Annotated in this window: 16 protein-coding genes and 1 tRNA gene; 8 read left to right on the top strand and 9 right to left on the bottom strand. The window is 65.8% G+C overall.

Annotated elements, in window-relative coordinates; genetic code table 11:
• Window positions 1-50 precede the first annotated feature (50 nt).
• The 4 genes from E3C22_RS07980 (at window position 51) to E3C22_RS07965 (ending at window position 3,039) form a co-directional block, all read left to right on the top strand.
• Window positions 51-512, top strand: coding sequence for a GFA family protein (locus tag E3C22_RS07980; protein WP_134761465.1), 462 nt, complete (start codon window positions 51-53; stop codon window positions 510-512).
• Between the two features lie 85 nt (window positions 513-597).
• Window positions 598-1,755, top strand: coding sequence for a tRNA epoxyqueuosine(34) reductase QueG (queG, locus tag E3C22_RS07975; protein ID WP_134761857.1), 1,158 nt, complete (start codon window positions 598-600; stop codon window positions 1,753-1,755).
• Window positions 1,730-2,125, top strand: a complete 396-nt coding sequence (locus tag E3C22_RS07970; protein WP_245514845.1) for a hypothetical protein — start codon at window positions 1,730-1,732, stop codon at window positions 2,123-2,125. Before queG ends, E3C22_RS07970 begins: the two co-directional genes overlap by 26 nt.
• The gene (locus tag E3C22_RS07965) at window positions 2,125-3,039 is read left to right on the top strand and encodes an SDR family oxidoreductase (RefSeq protein ID WP_134761464.1); all 915 of its coding nucleotides are present in this window, start codon (window positions 2,125-2,127) and stop codon (window positions 3,037-3,039) included. The genes E3C22_RS07970 and E3C22_RS07965 overlap by 1 nt, the downstream gene beginning before the upstream one ends.
• 156 nt (window positions 3,040-3,195) lie before the next feature.
• On the opposite strand, the gene E3C22_RS07960 is transcribed toward E3C22_RS07965, so the two are convergent.
• Genes E3C22_RS07960 through E3C22_RS07945 form a run of 4 tightly spaced genes read right to left on the bottom strand, consistent with a single transcriptional unit; the run spans window position 3,196 to window position 5,305 of the window.
• Window positions 3,196-3,474, bottom strand: a complete 279-nt coding sequence (locus E3C22_RS07960) for a DNA-binding protein (RefSeq protein ID WP_134761463.1) — start codon at window positions 3,472-3,474, stop codon at window positions 3,196-3,198.
• Complete coding sequence (locus E3C22_RS07955) at window positions 3,471-3,746, bottom strand: toxin (RefSeq protein WP_134761855.1); 276 nt, start codon at window positions 3,744-3,746, stop codon at window positions 3,471-3,473. The genes E3C22_RS07960 and E3C22_RS07955 overlap by 4 nt, the downstream gene beginning before the upstream one ends.
• A 47-nt stretch (window positions 3,747-3,793) precedes the next feature.
• Entirely contained in the window at window positions 3,794-4,261 is a 468-nt protein-coding gene (locus E3C22_RS07950) for a hypothetical protein (protein WP_245514844.1), read from the bottom strand.
• A gap of 36 nt (window positions 4,262-4,297) precedes the next feature.
• Window positions 4,298-5,305, bottom strand: coding sequence for a complex I NDUFA9 subunit family protein (locus E3C22_RS07945; RefSeq protein ID WP_134761462.1), 1,008 nt, complete (start codon window positions 5,303-5,305; stop codon window positions 4,298-4,300).
• Between the two features lie 461 nt (window positions 5,306-5,766).
• On the opposite strand from E3C22_RS07945, the gene E3C22_RS07940 reads away from it, so the two are divergent.
• Together E3C22_RS07940 and E3C22_RS07935 are read left to right on the top strand one after the other, a co-directional pair.
• Window positions 5,767-5,851 (top strand) — tRNA-Leu (locus E3C22_RS07940).
• 282 nt (window positions 5,852-6,133) lie between these two features.
• On the top strand, window positions 6,134-6,403 hold the full coding sequence (locus tag E3C22_RS07935) for a DUF6460 domain-containing protein (protein WP_134761461.1): 270 nt from the start codon (window positions 6,134-6,136) through the stop codon (window positions 6,401-6,403).
• 252 nt (window positions 6,404-6,655) lie between these two features.
• On the opposite strand, the gene E3C22_RS07930 is transcribed toward E3C22_RS07935, so the two are convergent.
• The 3 genes from E3C22_RS07930 to E3C22_RS07920 form a co-directional block, all read right to left on the bottom strand.
• The gene (locus E3C22_RS07930) at window positions 6,656-8,971 is read right to left on the bottom strand and encodes an FdhF/YdeP family oxidoreductase (RefSeq protein ID WP_134761460.1); all 2,316 of its coding nucleotides are present in this window, start codon (window positions 8,969-8,971) and stop codon (window positions 6,656-6,658) included.
• 73 nt (window positions 8,972-9,044) lie between these two features.
• Window positions 9,045-9,632 (bottom strand): hypothetical protein, encoded by a 588-nt coding sequence (locus E3C22_RS07925; RefSeq protein ID WP_134761459.1) that lies wholly within the window; start codon window positions 9,630-9,632, stop codon window positions 9,045-9,047.
• Window positions 9,633-9,794: 162 nt separating this feature from the next.
• Entirely contained in the window at window positions 9,795-10,244 is a 450-nt protein-coding gene (locus tag E3C22_RS07920) for a L,D-transpeptidase family protein (protein ID WP_245514884.1), read from the bottom strand.
• Window positions 10,245-10,455: 211 nt separating this feature from the next.
• Here E3C22_RS07920 and E3C22_RS07915 point away from each other — a divergent pair, with 211 nt between their 5' ends.
• Both E3C22_RS07915 and E3C22_RS07910 read left to right on the top strand, forming a co-directional pair.
• On the top strand, window positions 10,456-11,139 hold the full coding sequence (locus tag E3C22_RS07915) for a response regulator transcription factor (protein ID WP_134761853.1): 684 nt from the start codon (window positions 10,456-10,458) through the stop codon (window positions 11,137-11,139).
• A gap of 297 nt (window positions 11,140-11,436) precedes the next feature.
• Window positions 11,437-11,889 (top strand): cyclic nucleotide-binding domain-containing protein, encoded by a 453-nt coding sequence (locus tag E3C22_RS07910; protein ID WP_134761457.1) that lies wholly within the window; start codon window positions 11,437-11,439, stop codon window positions 11,887-11,889.
• Between the two features lie 30 nt (window positions 11,890-11,919).
• Here the strand turns inward: E3C22_RS07910 and E3C22_RS07905 are convergent, their stop codons facing one another.
• Both E3C22_RS07905 and E3C22_RS07900 read right to left on the bottom strand, forming a co-directional pair.
• Window positions 11,920-13,080 (bottom strand): DUF2235 domain-containing protein, encoded by a 1,161-nt coding sequence (locus E3C22_RS07905; protein ID WP_134761456.1) that lies wholly within the window; start codon window positions 13,078-13,080, stop codon window positions 11,920-11,922.
• Between the two features lie 108 nt (window positions 13,081-13,188).
• The gene (locus E3C22_RS07900) at window positions 13,189-13,992 is read right to left on the bottom strand and encodes an exodeoxyribonuclease III (RefSeq protein ID WP_134761455.1); all 804 of its coding nucleotides are present in this window, start codon (window positions 13,990-13,992) and stop codon (window positions 13,189-13,191) included.
• Window positions 13,993-14,321: the final 329 nt, after the last annotated feature.

The raw sequence follows: 14,321 nt of genomic DNA, 5'->3' as shown, positions 1-14,321 counted from the left end.
GGGTCTTGGTTGTCGCGAAGGGCTTCGGAACGGCCGGGAAGGAGAGGACGATGGCGAGGGATTGGAAACTGCCGCGAAGGGGCAGCTGCCGCTGCGGCGCGCTCACCTTCGAGGTTTCGGCGCCGCCTGTCGCGACGGCAGCCTGCCATTGCCGCGGCTGCCAGAAGATGACGGCCGGCCCTTATTCCCTGACGATGATGTTGCCGGAGGCGGGGTTTACGGTGACGTCCGGCGAACCGGTCATCGGCGGATTGAAGGCCGCGGAGGTGCAGCACTTCTTCTGCGCCGAGTGCCTGACATGGGTCTATTCGAAGCCGAAGCGCATCGCCGGCTTCGTCAATCTCCGTTCGCCGATGCTGGACGACACCAGCGACATCACGCCGTTCATCGAGACCTGGACGAGCGAGAAGCTCGCCTTTGCCGGGACCGGCGCGGCAAAGAGCTATCCGCAGTTTCCGAGCCCGGAGGAATACGGTCCGATGCTGAAGGCGTTTGCCGACTGGGACGGCTGAGGCCGACAGCGGCAACGCGGGCGAGGGCTGGCTGTGACGGCTTCGGGCCTTGCCGACCTCGCGGCCGCTGCGCCATATCGCCCGGATGACCGCCGCCGCCCTCGCCACGCTGAAGGATTTCGCTCGCGAAGATGCCGCAAGGCTCGGCTTTGCCGCGTTGGGCGTCGCGGATGCGTCTGGCAATCTGCTGGCCAGCGGCCGGCTGGAGGAGTTCGTCGAAAAGGGCCGCCACGGCACCATGGGCTGGATGCCCGAGACCCTCGACCGGCGCCGCTCGCCAATGGATCTCTGGCCGGGCGTCCGCTCGATCCTGGTCCTCGCGATGAACTATGGCCCGGACGAGGATCCGCTCGAAATCCTGGAGCGGCCCGATCGCGGCGCGATCTCCGTCTATGCGCGCCATCGCGACTACCACGACGTCATCAAGGGCCGGCTGAAGGAACTCGCCGGGCGCCTCGTCGCCCGTGCCCGGCAGTCGGGCCTCGGGGAGCACGACGCCAAGGTCTTCGTCGACACCGCCCCGATCATGGAAAAGCCGCTCGGCGAGCTCGCAGGCCTTGGCTGGCAGGGCAAGCACACCAACCTTCTGTCCCGCGACTTCGGCTCCTGGCTGTTCCTCGGGTCGATCTTCACCACCCTCGACCTGCCGCCGGACGAGGCGGGCGACGACCGCTGCGGCTCCTGCCGGGCCTGCCTCGACGCTTGCCCGACGGACGCCTTTCCCGCCCCCTACCAGCTCGATGCGCGCCGCTGCATCTCCTATCTCACCATCGAGACCAAGGCCGTCATTCCACGCGAATTTCGCACGGCGATGGGCAATCGCATCTATGGCTGCGACGACTGCCTCGCGGTCTGTCCGTGGAACAAGTTCGCGCAGGCCGCCAGCGAGGCCAAGCTCGTCGCCCGCGAGGAACTGAAGGCGCCGAAGCTCGATCAGCTTCTCGGCCTCGACGACGCGGCTTTCCGCGCACTGTTTTCCGGATCGCCGATCAAGCGGATCGGGCGGGACAAGTTCGTCTCCAACTGCCTGATCGCCGCCGGCAATTCCGGTCTGTCCGCGCTTCTGGCCCCGGTCGTCGCGCGGCTCGGCGACGCGGCGCCGCTGGTGCGGGCGATGGCGGTCTGGGCGCTTTGGCGTCTCGATCGTGGCGAGGCCTTGCGGCTTTCCTCCGCCGCGCTTGATAACGAGAAGGACGAGACGGTGCGGAGCGAGTGGCATGCCCTGGAAGAAGGTAAAGTCTGAGCCGGCTCAACCGGCGGGCGCGACAAGCACCCCGGGTTCGGCGCTGACGGCGGGCGACGAGGGACCGGAGGCGAAAGTGCGGCGGGCGCTGCTGCAGCTGCGCGACGGCGCCTTGCTGCCGCAGCCGGATCACGCCGCCGGCTCGGCCGCGCTCGGCGCGGGTGCCATCGGCGCCGGGGCGCTCGGGGCAGGGGCCATCGGCTCGCTGGCGATCGGGGCCTGCGCATTCGGCGCGGTGGCGATCGGCGCTTTTGCCATCGGCAGGCTGTCGGTTCGCCAGGCGCGCATCGGCAAGGCCGAGATCGGCGTCCTGCGGATCGGCCGGCTGGAGATCGACGCTTTCGTTCCCGCCGGCCGCAGGTCGCGCTGATGCATCTCTTCGTCTTCGGCCTCGGCTATTCCGCGTCGCATTTCGTCGACAGCCTCGACCGGAAGGCGGTGACCATCGAAGCTGCGACGGTTCGGACAAGGGACAAGGCGGTGTCGGTCGCGGCGCACGGCCTGACGCCGCTGGTCTTTGACGGTGAACATCCGACCGACGGCGTTGCCGGCGCGCTCTACAGGGCGACGCATATTCTGGTCTCGGCGCCGCCCGGCCATGCTGCGCCCGAAGGCGCCCATGTCGGCGGCGCCAATGCTAGGGCCGGCGATCCGGTGCTGCGCTGGTATTTCGACGAGATCGCCCATGGCAGCCCGAACCTCGAATGGATCGGCTATCTCTCGACCGTCGGGGTCTATGGCGACCATGACGGCGCCTGGGTCGACGAGACCACCCCGGTCAAGCCGGCTTCCCAGCGCTCGAAGGCGCGGGTCGAGGCGGAAAACGCCTGGGTGGAGCTCGGCCGGATCCGCGGCGTCCCGGTCGCCATCCTGCGCCTGTCGGGCATTTATGGCCCGGGCCGCAACGCCTTCGTCAATCTCAGGAACGGCACGGCCAAGCGCCTCGTCAAGCCTGGCCAGGTGTTCAATCGCATCCATGTGGAAGACATCGCCGGTGCGACGACGTTGCTGGCGGGCCACCGGCTCGGCGGCGTCTACAACGTCACCGACGACGAGCCGGCGCCGCCGCAGGACGTCGTCGCCCATGCTGCCGAGATGGTCGGAGCGGAGCCCCCGGCCGAGACCGACTTTGCCACCGCCGACCTTTCGCCAATGGCCCGCAGCTTCTACGGCGAGAACAAGCGCGTCTCGAACGACAAGATCAAGGGCGCGGGCTACGCATTCCGCTACCCGACCTATCGGGAGGGGCTGAAAAGCGTGAAGGCGGACTACGGGAAGGGGTGAGGGCAGAAAACCGACACGTGGCGCCTTCCGGCTTGGTCAGATTGGGGGAGTAGAAAGCGTCGCTGCCGCTCGGCTCTCATTCCGGAACTGCAAGGGCGCTATAGATGGCCGCGTGTGGCCACGGTCCCCGAGCGGCGGCAATTCCTTGATGGCTTCTTACTCTTCCACATAGTCGTGCAGGATCGACTTGATGAGCGCCTGGTAGGGCACGCCCTCTTTTGCCGCCCTGGATTTCAGCCTCTCCAGGTCTCGCCTGGAGATTAAGACTTCGATCCGTTGATCCTGGACGTCCTGTAAGGCACGCCTCGCTGCCGTCTGCCAAGCCAAGCGGTCCTCACCGATGTCGCCGGTCGGGACCCATTCGACGTTCTCGCTGAGATCGTAGTCATCTCGTTCGTCGTCCGTCAGGATCGGTTTGGGTTCGTGACCGCTCACTTTGCGCCTCCGAGAAAATCGCGTGTCGCCCGTCGGCTCGGAAACATCGTCTTGAAGAAGACACCGGTTTCCGTCTCCACATATGGGACGACCCACGCATAGTTGTCGATCTCGACGATGAGCTGCTTCTGATGTGGGTAACGGACTTTATTCGGATGTTGACGCCGTTGGAGCAACTGCCCATCGTCGAGGGCGGTCAATACGTCTTCGAATCCGAGGCCGTAACGAGCCTTCAGCGATACATTCTTTTCCGTGCTCCAAGCAAACTTCATCAGCAACGATAAGTCGAAGCTGGCTGGCGCTCAAGCGACCCAGTCTTTCACCGCCCGCCCAGGGCGCGGGCGTCCTCGAAGCCATATTGCCGGGCCTTCTCGCCGTCGAAATAGACGAAGAGGAGGTGGTCGCGTTTCGAGACCATCTGCGCCGGCAGCGGATCGTAACGGAAGCTCTGGCCGCCGAGATGCGGCGACAGCGAGCCGATGTCGACGCGCCGCTCCTGGGAGACACGCAGGAGCTTCAGCTCCGTGCCGTCGGACAGCTTCGCTTCGAAGGGAATGCCGGCCAGCCGTAAAAAGCTCGTCGGGTCGGCGGCCGACTGAAAGCCCTCGATGAACGCCTGTTCGACGAGGTCGAGATCGGCCTCGTGCTCATGCGGGTGATCGTGGCCGGGCTCGTGGTCGCCCTTGTGCGGCACCTGCCACTGTGCGGTGGGACGGTTATGGCCGCCATGGGCGCTGCCCGCCGAGACGTCGTAGGGGTGGAAGTGATCGGTTTCGCCGCGATGCATGGCCACGCCTTCCGTTTCGCCCGATTGCGCCTCGACTTAGGCGATGCCGTCCTGATTTTCGGCGTCGAGGCCGCCGGCCTGGGGCTTCGGCTTGGTGAACTGGCCCTGCGGCCGGAAGCGGACGAGGTAGCTCGGCAGGATCGCCTCGAGTGTCCTCGGCATCCGCTCGAAGGCATCGAGCGTGCGGCCCTCGGCCCTCGCCTCTTCGGAGACGACGTTGTCGATCGACAGCTGCTTCACCTGATCCTCGGTGAGTGGCGCTCCCGGCAGGAAGCGCATCAGCCGTGCCATCGTCGAGGCGGCGCCATAGGGGATGTTGATGAAGCTGCGCTTGCGGCCGACGACGCGCAGCATCTCTTCCATCATCTCGCGGAAGCTCAGGATCTCGGGGCCGCCGAGCTCGTAGATCCGTCCGCCCGGCACCTTGCCCTCGACGGTGTCGGCCACCGCCTCGGCGACATCGCCGACATAGACCGGCTGATAGCGGGTGGTACCGCCGCCGATCAGCGGCAGGAACGGCGAGAATCGCGACATGTCGGCGAACCGGTTGAAGAACTGGTCCTCGGCGCCGAAGATGATCGACGGCCTGAGGATCGTCGCCTCGGGGATCGTCTGGAGCACCGCCGCCTCGCCGGCGGCCTTCGAGCGGGCATAGGCTGATTCGGAATTCGCATCGGCGCCGATTGCCGAGATCTGGGTCATGCCGGCGCCGACGCCCCGCGCCGCTTCGGCGACGGCCTTTGCGCCGAAATTCTGGACCGCGTCGAAGCTCTGGCGGCCGCTCTCGGCCAGAATGCCGACGAGATTGACCACATGGTCGGCGTCTTCCACGGCCCGGTCGACCGACCAGCGATAGCGCAGATTTGCCTGGATCGGCAGGATCTGGCCCATGTTTCCAGCGATCTGCAGGTGATAGGCGAGATCCGGGCGGCGGCAGGCAACGCGGATGCGATGGCCGCGGCGGGCGAGCGCGCGCGCGACATAGCGCCCGAGAAAGCCGGATCCGCCGAACAGAACAACCGTCTTGTTCAAACCGATCGTCATCTGATGCGCTCCTTCGCTGTCGCTGCGAGGCCAAGCCCCGCGGCATGGGTGGCGATCCGTCAGGCGCCACGCGCCGTCTTCGACGGCCTATCCTGATCCAACCGGCTCATAGCCTTTTCGATCCGCGAGGTGAAGGCGCGAATTCGCGCGCGGGGAGCATGCGCGGCCGACCCCAGCCGGCGGAATGAGGTGCCGGGCCCAGCGGCCCGAGGTGCCAACCCGATACATGGCGGTGCCGGGGGAATTGCTTGGGGAATGTCTGACAGGGAGCAAGGCGGCGTGCCGTAGATTCGCGGTAACGAGCGGGACGGGGATCTGCGCTCGGTTTTCATGCCGGGCTGGTGCTGAACACGGGATTGTACCTGCGGGGAGGGCAATCCGCGGCGCGGAGCTTAACGTATGGTGGAACGTGAAAAACCGCGTTGACACGTCGGGGGGCAGCTTCTAATGGTCCGCCCCGAGCCCAGGTGGCGGAATTGGTAGACGCGCACGGTTCAGGTCCGTGTGCCGCGAGGCGTGAAGGTTCGAGTCCTTTCCTGGGCACCATTTCCGGTTTCGATTGATCGCAGATTGCCGCGTGTCAAAGGCGCGGAGAGGCCTGCTGGTCGAAGCGACGATCGAAACCGCAGCCAGACTTCTTCAGAATAGGCCGTATCGCGGCCATGCCCGCCCCGAGAGGGATCGCCGAAGCGGGGCGGCCGCGTCGGCGGCCCGGGCGACACCCATGTTGCGGCCGGACGTCGAGCCCGGTGAAACTTGCAGTCCATCCACCGCTCGCCTACCTGCCGGAGGAAGGACGACGTTTCACCCGAAGGAAAACCGCCGCCCATGTCCGAGCGCATCCATCGCTTCCTCGGAGGCTCGCCGATCGGCGTCGCCGTCCGGCTGATCCTGATTTCGATCCTCGTCGGATTCATTCTCTCCTGGCTCGACTGGAACCCCCGCGACATCATCGACTGGGTGGTCCGCAGCGTCGAATGGGCGTGGCGCCAGCTGTTCGGGTCGGCCGAGCGCGCGGTCTACTATTTCCTTCTCGGCGCAGCGATCGTCGTGCCGGTCTTCATCATCTCGCGGCTCCTGAAGCTCGGCCGACGGTGAGGAAGCCGGGGCCGCTCACCCCACCTTCGGGACAAAGTACCCCCCTTTGCCTGCCGGCATCTCTTCCGCGAGGGGGGATCGACCTGCATTCGGGGGCGCGACCTTTCAGCAAGGCTGACTTTCCGGAAAAAGAGTGAGCATCGAATCTGCCGATCTCCCCCCCATGCGGGGGAGATGCCCGGCAGGGCAGAGGGGGGTGGAAGTCACGACCTGCCGAGTTCGGGGCGTCTCCAGCCAGCCGAAACCGAGAGCCTACCCTGCCGCGCGCTTGATGATCCGCACCGGCACCGACTTTGCCGCCGGCACATGCGCCCGGCGCGAATGGTGCCACAGCGGGATCAGGGCGTTCAGTTCCGGATAATAGCCGGCGCAGTTGCCCTTCGGCAGCTGCCACTCGTGCACCCGGTAATCTTCGACCCGCCGCGTCACCCCGTCGTCGGCATAGGTCTCGATGTCCACCCGGTCCTGGTCGGTCAGGCCGAGGCGGCGCATGTCCTCGACATTCATCAGGATCACCATGCGGGTGCCTTTGACGCCGCGCAGCCGGTCGTCATAGCCGTAGACCGTGGTGTTGAACTGATCGTTGGACCGCACGGTGATCAGCTTCAGGACGTCCTGCGAGGTGGTGTCGATGTCCGGGTCGACATCGAAGCTTTCGGGGGTGAGGAAGTTCGCCTTCTTCGTCTCGGTCCGCCACTCGCGGCGGCAGGCCCCGATGTCGCGATGGAAGCCGCCAGGCGTGCCCATGCGCTGGTTGAAGTCGCAGAAATCCACCGGATAGGCCCGCTCGATGGCGTCGCGCACCAAGCCGTAGTCGGCGATCCATTCGTCCCAGGGAACCGTCGACCTGCCGGGCACCGTCGCCTTGGCGAGCTCGGCGACGATCTTCGGCTCCGACAGGAGCTCCCGGGAGGCCGGCTCGCTCTTGCCGTAGGAGGCATGGATGCAGGCGGTCGAATCCTCGACGCTCACCACCTGGTCGACACCGTTCTGGGTGTCGCGTTCCAGCCGGCCGAGGCAGGGCAGGATGTAGGTCTTCTCGCAGGTCAGAAGATGGTTGCGGTTGAGCTTGGTGGAGATCTGGACGTTGAGCCGCATCTTCCGCCAGGCTTCCTCCATCCGGCCGGTATCCGGGATGGCCCTCGCGAAATTGCCGCCGAGGCAGACGAAACCCTTGACCGACCCGTCGAGCATGCCCTCGCAGGCCTTCACCGTGTCGAGGCCGTCCTCCTTCGGCACGGTGAATCCATAGAACTCCTCGAACTTGTCGACCGGGATCAGCTTGAGCTTCTCGGTGATGCCGACGGTGCGCTGGCCCTGGACGTTGGAATGGCCGCGGATCGGCGAGATGCCGGCGCCCTCCTTGCCCATCATGCCGCGCATCAGGAGGAGGTTCACCAGCATCTGGACGTTCTCGATGCCGTGCCGGTGCTGGGTCAGCCCCATGCCGTAATTGGCGATGACCCTTTCTGCCTTGGAGTACGTGCGGGCGACATGTTCGAGTTCGTCCCGCGGGACGCCCGAGCATCGGGCGATCTGCTCCCAGTCGGCGGCGCGCACGAAGGCCTCGAACTCATCGAAGCCATGGCAGTGCTCCTCGATGAAGCGGGTGTCGAGGACGCGCTTGCCGCCGCTCTCCTTCGCGGCGTCGTCGAGGGCGAAGATCGCCTTGGCGATGCCGGTCATCGCGGCGACGTCGCCGCCGACCTTCAGCTGGTAGTAGTCGCTCGACATCTTCGTCCCGGCATCGGGGGAGATCATTTCGAGCGGATTCTGCGGGCTCTTGAAGCGCATCAGCCCGCGCTCGTGCAGCGGGTTGAAGGTGATCACCGGGGCGCCGCGCTTGCGCGCCTTCTGCACCCAGTGGAGCAGGCGCGGGGCGTTGGTGCCGGTGTTGTGCCCGAAGAAGAACATCATGTCGCAGGCGTCGAAATCCTCCAGCGTCACGGTTCCGACCGGCGAGCCGATCGATTCCGGCAGGCCGACCGAAGTCGACTCGTGACACATGTTCGAGGAGTCCGGCAGATTGTTGGAGCCGTAGATGCGGGCAAAGAGCTGCCACATGTGGGAGGCTTCGAGCGACGCGCGGCCGGAGACGTAGAAGACGACCGACGCCGGATCGAGCTGGTTCAGTTCCTCGCCGATTTCCCGGAAGGCATCCTCCCACTTGATCGGCACATACTGATCGAGGCTCCTCTCGTATTTCATCGGGGTCGTCAGCCGCCCCTGTTTCTCCAGATCGTGGTCGGTCCACTCCAGCAGCTCCGACACCCGGTGCCTGGCGAAGAAGTCCCGGTCGCAGCGCTTCGGGGTGATCTCCCACATCGTCGCCTTGGCGCCGTTCTCGCAATATTCGAACGGCTTCGGATCGGCCGGCTTCGCCCAGGAGCAGGAAACGCACTGATAGCCGTCGGGCTTGTTCTGGCGCTGCATCGTCGCCCAGACGGTCGAGGCGAGCAACCCTTCCTGGGAGGACTTCTCGACCAGCGACTTCACCGATCCCCAGCCGCCGGTCGGCTCGTCATAGGGCTCGATGGTGGGCTTGTCGGTGTTTTCGGAGCGATCCATGGCGTGCCCTCGCAAATCTGGCCGGGCCTCGGCGCCCGGAAATTCCATTGAATGATTCCAACTCATCGATGGTTCAGCGGTTGCACGTCTTGGACGAAAAGCCCGGCACGGCGATCTCGGAGCGCTGCAGAAGGATGGGCGGCGCGAACCGTGTGAGTGCCTCTCCGAGCTTGTCGGGTTCTTTAAGAGCCGGGATGGCGACGCGCAGGGGATTGGCATGGCCGTCGATCAACCAGCGCCACCGGCACCCCTTTTGGACGGGAACGCTTGGATGGATTTCGAGGCAGAGAGTGGCTGTCCGATATCCGCCGGAGGAGGACTCAATGCTCGGCGTCGTGAGACGCTCGATTGCGCCCCAGTCGAGCGGCTCGGCCATGTCATAGGTCTCAATGCCGTCCGGACCGATGGCGACAGCCGGCCGCCGGCCGGAGAAGCGGCCGATGAGCGGCAGCGTCAGGGCGGCAACGATGGCGAGGAGGAAGACGAAGAGGCCCGACAGCCCGAGGGCCAGCGCCATCCCATCTGCTGGAGCGGTCGAGATGACGAGCGTCGCGAAGGCGATCGTGAAGACTGCCGTGCCGCAGAGCAACGCCAGCGGCAGACCAAGCAGCGCGCCACGCCGATAATACAGCCTGACGGGCGAGGGGTCGCTGGCTTCCATGCCTCCTCCTCCGTGGGCAGCAGGAACGGCTCGATTGTCGCCCCACGCCGGCGATGATGCAAAGGCGACATGGTGGCAAGGCGTGCCAAGGCGACAGCGGCCTCGACACGCCTTGCCACCATGGCGGGGAGGGGCGCTAATCTTGCTTGCACGGCCGAGACATCAGCGGATGACGGTCAGCCGGGTGCGCGAAGAGAGATGCGGCGCCAGCCGGCGCATGTCGGCCGGCGAAATCGCGACGCAGCCTTCCGTCGGCCGATAGTATTCCTTGGCAATGTGGAAGAAGATCGCGCTGCCGCGCCCGCGCGCCCGCCGGGCAAGGTTCCAGTCGAGGACGACGACGACGTCATAGAGCCGGTCGTCGCGGGCAAGGCTCTCGGCGCTCGCCGGAAAGGGCAAGCGGACGTGGCGGTTATAGGCTGCGTGTTTCGGCGCGTCGCACCAGCCGTCGACGCCGGGGCGCACCCTGCGGGTCGGCAGCCGGCTCTTCGGCCGATCCAGCCGGCCGCCCCGATGCCAGAGTTCGACGAGGGCCATGGAAGCGACAGGCGTCGCGCCGTCGCCCTCGCGCTTGAAGATCGTCGTGCCGGAACGCCCCAGCGCACAGGGCATGCGCAGCGGCCCGGCGGCCAGAATGCCGCGGCGTTCGTCGCCCGGCTTGCGGCGAACCGTGATGCGGTCGATCGTCCGGTGAAACGCCACGATTTCTCTTGCGTATCTTGAACAGTGTTGTCCTATCCGTGAAATCCCTATGTTACAATCGGGCTACCGCCGATCCGGCGGGCGGATCCGCAACTTGATGACAGACGAACTGCGGGCAGGGATGAGCGCAAGAAGCATTTTGATCGTCGACGACGACGATGACCTGAGAGAGACGCTGGCCGAGCAGCTGTCCCTGCACGAGGAATTCAACGTCCTGCAGGAGACGACGGCGGCAAAGGGCATCGCGGCCGCCAGAGGCGGGCTGATCGACCTCGTCGTGATGGATGTCGGCCTGCCGGACATGGACGGCCGCGAGGCGGTCAAGGTGCTGCGCAAGGGCGGCTTCAAGGCGCCGATCATCATCCTGACGGCGCAGGATGCCGATTCCGACACCATCCTCGGGCTGGAAGCCGGGGCGAACGACTATGTCACCAAGCCGTTCCGCTTCGCCGTGCTGCTCGCCCGGATCAGGGCGCAGCTGCGCCAGCACGAGCAGAGCGAGGATGCGACCTTCCAGGTCGGCCCCTATGTCTTCAAGCCGAGCCAGAAGGTGCTGGTCGACGACAAGGGCAGCAAGATCCGCCTGACCGAGAAGGAGACGGCGATCATCCGCTATCTCTACAGGGCCGACCGCAAGGTGATCACCCGCGACGTGCTGCTCGAGGAAGTGTGGGGCTACAATTCCGGCGTCACCACCCACACGCTGGAAACCCATGTCTATCGCCTGCGCCAGAAGATCGAGCCGGATCCGTCGAATGCGCGGCTGCTCGTCACCGAATCCGGCGGCTACAAGCTGATGCCGTGAACCGGCCGCCCGGCCGGTACCGCCGACGCCGCGCCGGTGCGGCCCGAAATCACGCCAGGTGATTTTCAGGGGTCCGCGCCGGCGTTCTTTTCGCCGTGGCGTCAGTCGACACTTGCCTGCCTGTTCACCATTCCTCTACCAATCCCGTTCACGATAATCCCGCCGTAGCCTTGCGGCCACGGCCGGTCATTGCGCCTTCGCGGCCATTTCGATGGTTAACGGGCGGCTGTGATGACGGCGCCCTTTTGCAAGAAGACTTTGCGCCTCGGGGCGGAAGATGATCGGTACGCTGCAACCATGAGCCTTGAGAGCGACATCGCGATCCTCCGCCAGGTCCGGCTCTTCGACGAGCTTGAGACCGATCAGCTCCGGCTTCTCGCCTTCGGCGCCGAGCACCGGACGCTGAGGGCCGGCGAGTTCGTGTTTCGCGAGAACGCCCGGGCCGATGCCGGTTTCGTGGTGGCAAAGGGCGAAGTTGCGCTGATCCGTGGCCGCGGCGAGGACGCCAAGGTGCTGTCGCGCCATGGGGCGGGTGCGCTGCTCGGCGAGCTCTGCCTGATCACCGAGACCACCCGTCCGACCAGCGCCAGGACCGAGACCGACTGCGAGCTGATCCGCATTTCGCGCAGCCTGTTCCGGCGGATGCTGGAGGAGTATCCGGAGTTCGCCGTCTCGCTGCACCAGCGCATCCGCGACGAGCTCGAGGCGATGCTCGCCGATATCGAAAGCCTCGAAGGCCGCTTCAGCTGAGCGCGAGGGACTAGCGCCGGGGAAGAACCATCAGGCCCTGAGCGCCGCGCCGAGATTCTTCGGTTCGTAGATCGTGTCCTCGGACGTCGAATTGTCGTCGCCGATGATGAGGCTGGCGGTCTTGCCGAACCGCCTCTTGGCGCTTTCGTGCACCGCTTCGTTGAGCGGCCGGAGCGGATTGCCGTTTTCGTCGACCGGGCGATAGGCGCGCTCGCGCCAGCTGGTGTCGAAATCCCGGCTTCTGATCGTGCGGATGGTCGGGGTGAGGCGGTCCTTCAGCCCGAATGAGACCCGCGACTCGTGCTGCGCGGCCAATACGTTCAGCGTGGCAGGTGAGGGGAGCAGGCTGTCGTCGAGGTCGAGGCCGCATGCCTTGGCCTTTTCGGCCATCCAGTTCAGCGGAATGTCGGCGAGTTCGCGGTTGGTGTAGCCGCCGCCGACATCGGAATGGGCGCCGGCAAACCAGACCTGCTCGATCGTCGCGCCTTCCGGCACCTCGCCGGTCCACAGCGTCGGCACGAATTCGTCGCGATGCTCGTCGATGGCAAGCCCGTGATAGGCATGTCTGACGATCCTCGACGGCGTCGTGTCGTGAAAGGCGTAGTCTTCCTCGAGCAGCGGCAGGTCGATCGTCGAGGTCGGAATGCCGAGCGCACCGACCGTATCCCATACCCCGACGAACTTGATCTCGGGGTCGTGATGGCAGTCGCTGCCGCTCGCTTCGCAGAAGCTTTTGGAGTTCTTGTCGTCGCCTCGCTCGCGATAGTAGCGCCAGGCGTCGGCGAGATCGTCGAGCTGCTGGCGCTTCAACAGGCCGGACGTCGAAATGAAGCCGGCGAGCGAGCGGGCCGAGAAGGCGCCACGGGAAAAGCCGAAGAGGAAGATCTCGTCGGCCGGGATCGTGCCGCCATCGCCGTCACCCCGCTCGGGCAGATAGTTCTGGGCGAGAAACTGATAGGCCGAGCGGATGTTGTCGTCGACGCCGAGGCCCGTCGCCCCGTCGATGATCCGCTGCAGGCGGTAGCCTGTCGAGCCGACGCCGCGCAGATAAAGGGTGATCTGCGGAATGTCGCCGCTGTCGCCGCGCACCGCCCTGGCGATGCGCTCGACATTCGTCGCGGTCTCGCCGCTGGTGTCGGCATTGTTCCAGGTGCCGTCGAAACAGACGACCAGCCGCTTCTGCTCGCGCATCTCGGGATCCTCCTTCGGGTCGCCGCGGCCTGCCGTGAAGGCCACCGACGGCGACGCGCTATCGTAGGAGTGATGCGCGGTTCCTGCAATTCACGGCTGTGACAGCGATCACAGCGAAAAGCGGGCGATCACAGGCACGTGGTCGGACGGCTTTTCCCAGCCGCGCGCCTCCGAGAGGATCTCGACCTTGTCGAGCACCGGCGCCATGTCGGACGAGCCCCAGACATGATCGAGCCGGCGGCCGCGATTGGAGGCCGCCCAGTCCTTCGCCCGGTAGCTCCACCAGGTGAACAGCACCTCTTCCGGCGGGAAGTGCACCCGCATCAGGTCGGTCCAGTTGCCGTCCTTCTGGGCGGTGATCAGCCCTTCGGTCTCGACCGGCGTGTGCGAGACGATCTTCAACAGCTGCTTGTGCGACCAGACGTCGGTCTCGAGCGGCGCGATGTTGAGGTCGCCGCAAAGCAGCGCCGAGACGCCCGGCTCGCCATCGGCATTGGTGCGGCGGAGCTCCTCGACGAAATCGAGCTTGTGGCGGAATTTCGGATTGATCGATGGGTCCGGCTCGTCGCCGCCGGCGGGAACATAGAGGTTGTGGATGCGGATCTTCCGGCCGCCCGCCTCGATGCGCGTCGACAGGTGCCGGGCGTCGCCGACGGCGCAGAAATCCTGCCGGACGATGTCCTCGAAGGGCAGCTTCGAGACCGTGGCGACGCCGTGATAGCCCTTCTGGCCATGGATCGCGACATGCGCGTAGCCGAGCGCCCGAAACGCCTTTTCGGGAAACTGGTCGTTCGGACACTTGGTCTCCTGCAGGCAGAGGACATCCGGCTGGTGATCCTTCAGGAACGCTTCGACGAGGCCGATCCTGAGGCGGACGGAATTGATGTTCCAGGTGGCGAGCGAAAAGGACATGGGAGCCGGGACGCAAGGAGGGACACTGCGTCCGGCTTACGGTGCAAGGGGTCTTTCGGGCAAGGGCTGCCGGAGCTTCATTCACATGGGATATCGGGGCACGCGACCCGGGGGCGGCAATTATACGACCATCGGAACTCAGCGGAGGCTGGCCAGCATTTCTAGAAGGGTGCGCACGGCCCGCCCGTCGCGGCATCCAGGGCAAGCTCGTGCTCGTCTCGCTAAAGCATAGGGGGCTTTCATGCTCTGGGACTGTCTGGACTGGCTCGGCGCGGAACTGTCACCGCCGGTTGGGCCGCGTTGAGACCACGCTGCCGGCGGTCGCCGCC

Source organism: Jiella endophytica, from assembly GCF_004519335.1.
Taxonomy (GTDB): domain Bacteria; phylum Pseudomonadota; class Alphaproteobacteria; order Rhizobiales; family Rhizobiaceae; genus Jiella; species Jiella endophytica.
Note: the sequence above shows the minus strand (reverse complement) of the source record. Positions and strands in the feature narration are given on the sequence as shown.

What these genes read in the sequence shown, in the direction of transcription:
- E3C22_RS07980 (WP_134761465.1), top strand. Translation starts at nt 51, where the DNA reads ATGGCGAGGGATTGGAAACTGCCGCGAAGGGGCAGCTGCCGCTGCGGC.
- queG (WP_134761857.1), top strand. Translation starts at nt 598, where the DNA reads ATGACCGCCGCCGCCCTCGCCACGCTGAAGGATTTCGCTCGCGAAGAT.
- E3C22_RS07970 (WP_245514845.1), top strand. Translation starts at nt 1,730, where the DNA reads ATGCCCTGGAAGAAGGTAAAGTCTGAGCCGGCTCAACCGGCGGGCGCG.
- E3C22_RS07965 (WP_134761464.1), top strand. Translation starts at nt 2,125, where the DNA reads ATGCATCTCTTCGTCTTCGGCCTCGGCTATTCCGCGTCGCATTTCGTC.
- E3C22_RS07955 (WP_134761855.1), bottom strand. Translation starts at nt 3,746, where the DNA reads ATGAAGTTTGCTTGGAGCACGGAAAAGAATGTATCGCTGAAGGCTCGT.
- E3C22_RS07950 (WP_245514844.1), bottom strand. Translation starts at nt 4,261, where the DNA reads ATGCATCGCGGCGAAACCGATCACTTCCACCCCTACGACGTCTCGGCG.
- E3C22_RS07945 (WP_134761462.1), bottom strand. Translation starts at nt 5,305, where the DNA reads ATGACGATCGGTTTGAACAAGACGGTTGTTCTGTTCGGCGGATCCGGC.
- E3C22_RS07935 (WP_134761461.1), top strand. Translation starts at nt 6,134, where the DNA reads ATGTCCGAGCGCATCCATCGCTTCCTCGGAGGCTCGCCGATCGGCGTC.
- E3C22_RS07930 (WP_134761460.1), bottom strand. Translation starts at nt 8,971, where the DNA reads ATGGATCGCTCCGAAAACACCGACAAGCCCACCATCGAGCCCTATGAC.
- E3C22_RS07925 (WP_134761459.1), bottom strand. Translation starts at nt 9,632, where the DNA reads ATGGAAGCCAGCGACCCCTCGCCCGTCAGGCTGTATTATCGGCGTGGC.
- E3C22_RS07920 (WP_245514884.1), bottom strand. Translation starts at nt 10,244, where the DNA reads ATGCCCTGTGCGCTGGGGCGTTCCGGCACGACGATCTTCAAGCGCGAG.
- E3C22_RS07915 (WP_134761853.1), top strand. Translation starts at nt 10,456, where the DNA reads ATGAGCGCAAGAAGCATTTTGATCGTCGACGACGACGATGACCTGAGA.
- E3C22_RS07910 (WP_134761457.1), top strand. Translation starts at nt 11,437, where the DNA reads ATGAGCCTTGAGAGCGACATCGCGATCCTCCGCCAGGTCCGGCTCTTC.
- E3C22_RS07905 (WP_134761456.1), bottom strand. Translation starts at nt 13,080, where the DNA reads ATGCGCGAGCAGAAGCGGCTGGTCGTCTGTTTCGACGGCACCTGGAAC.
- E3C22_RS07900 (WP_134761455.1), bottom strand. Translation starts at nt 13,992, where the DNA reads ATGTCCTTTTCGCTCGCCACCTGGAACATCAATTCCGTCCGCCTCAGG.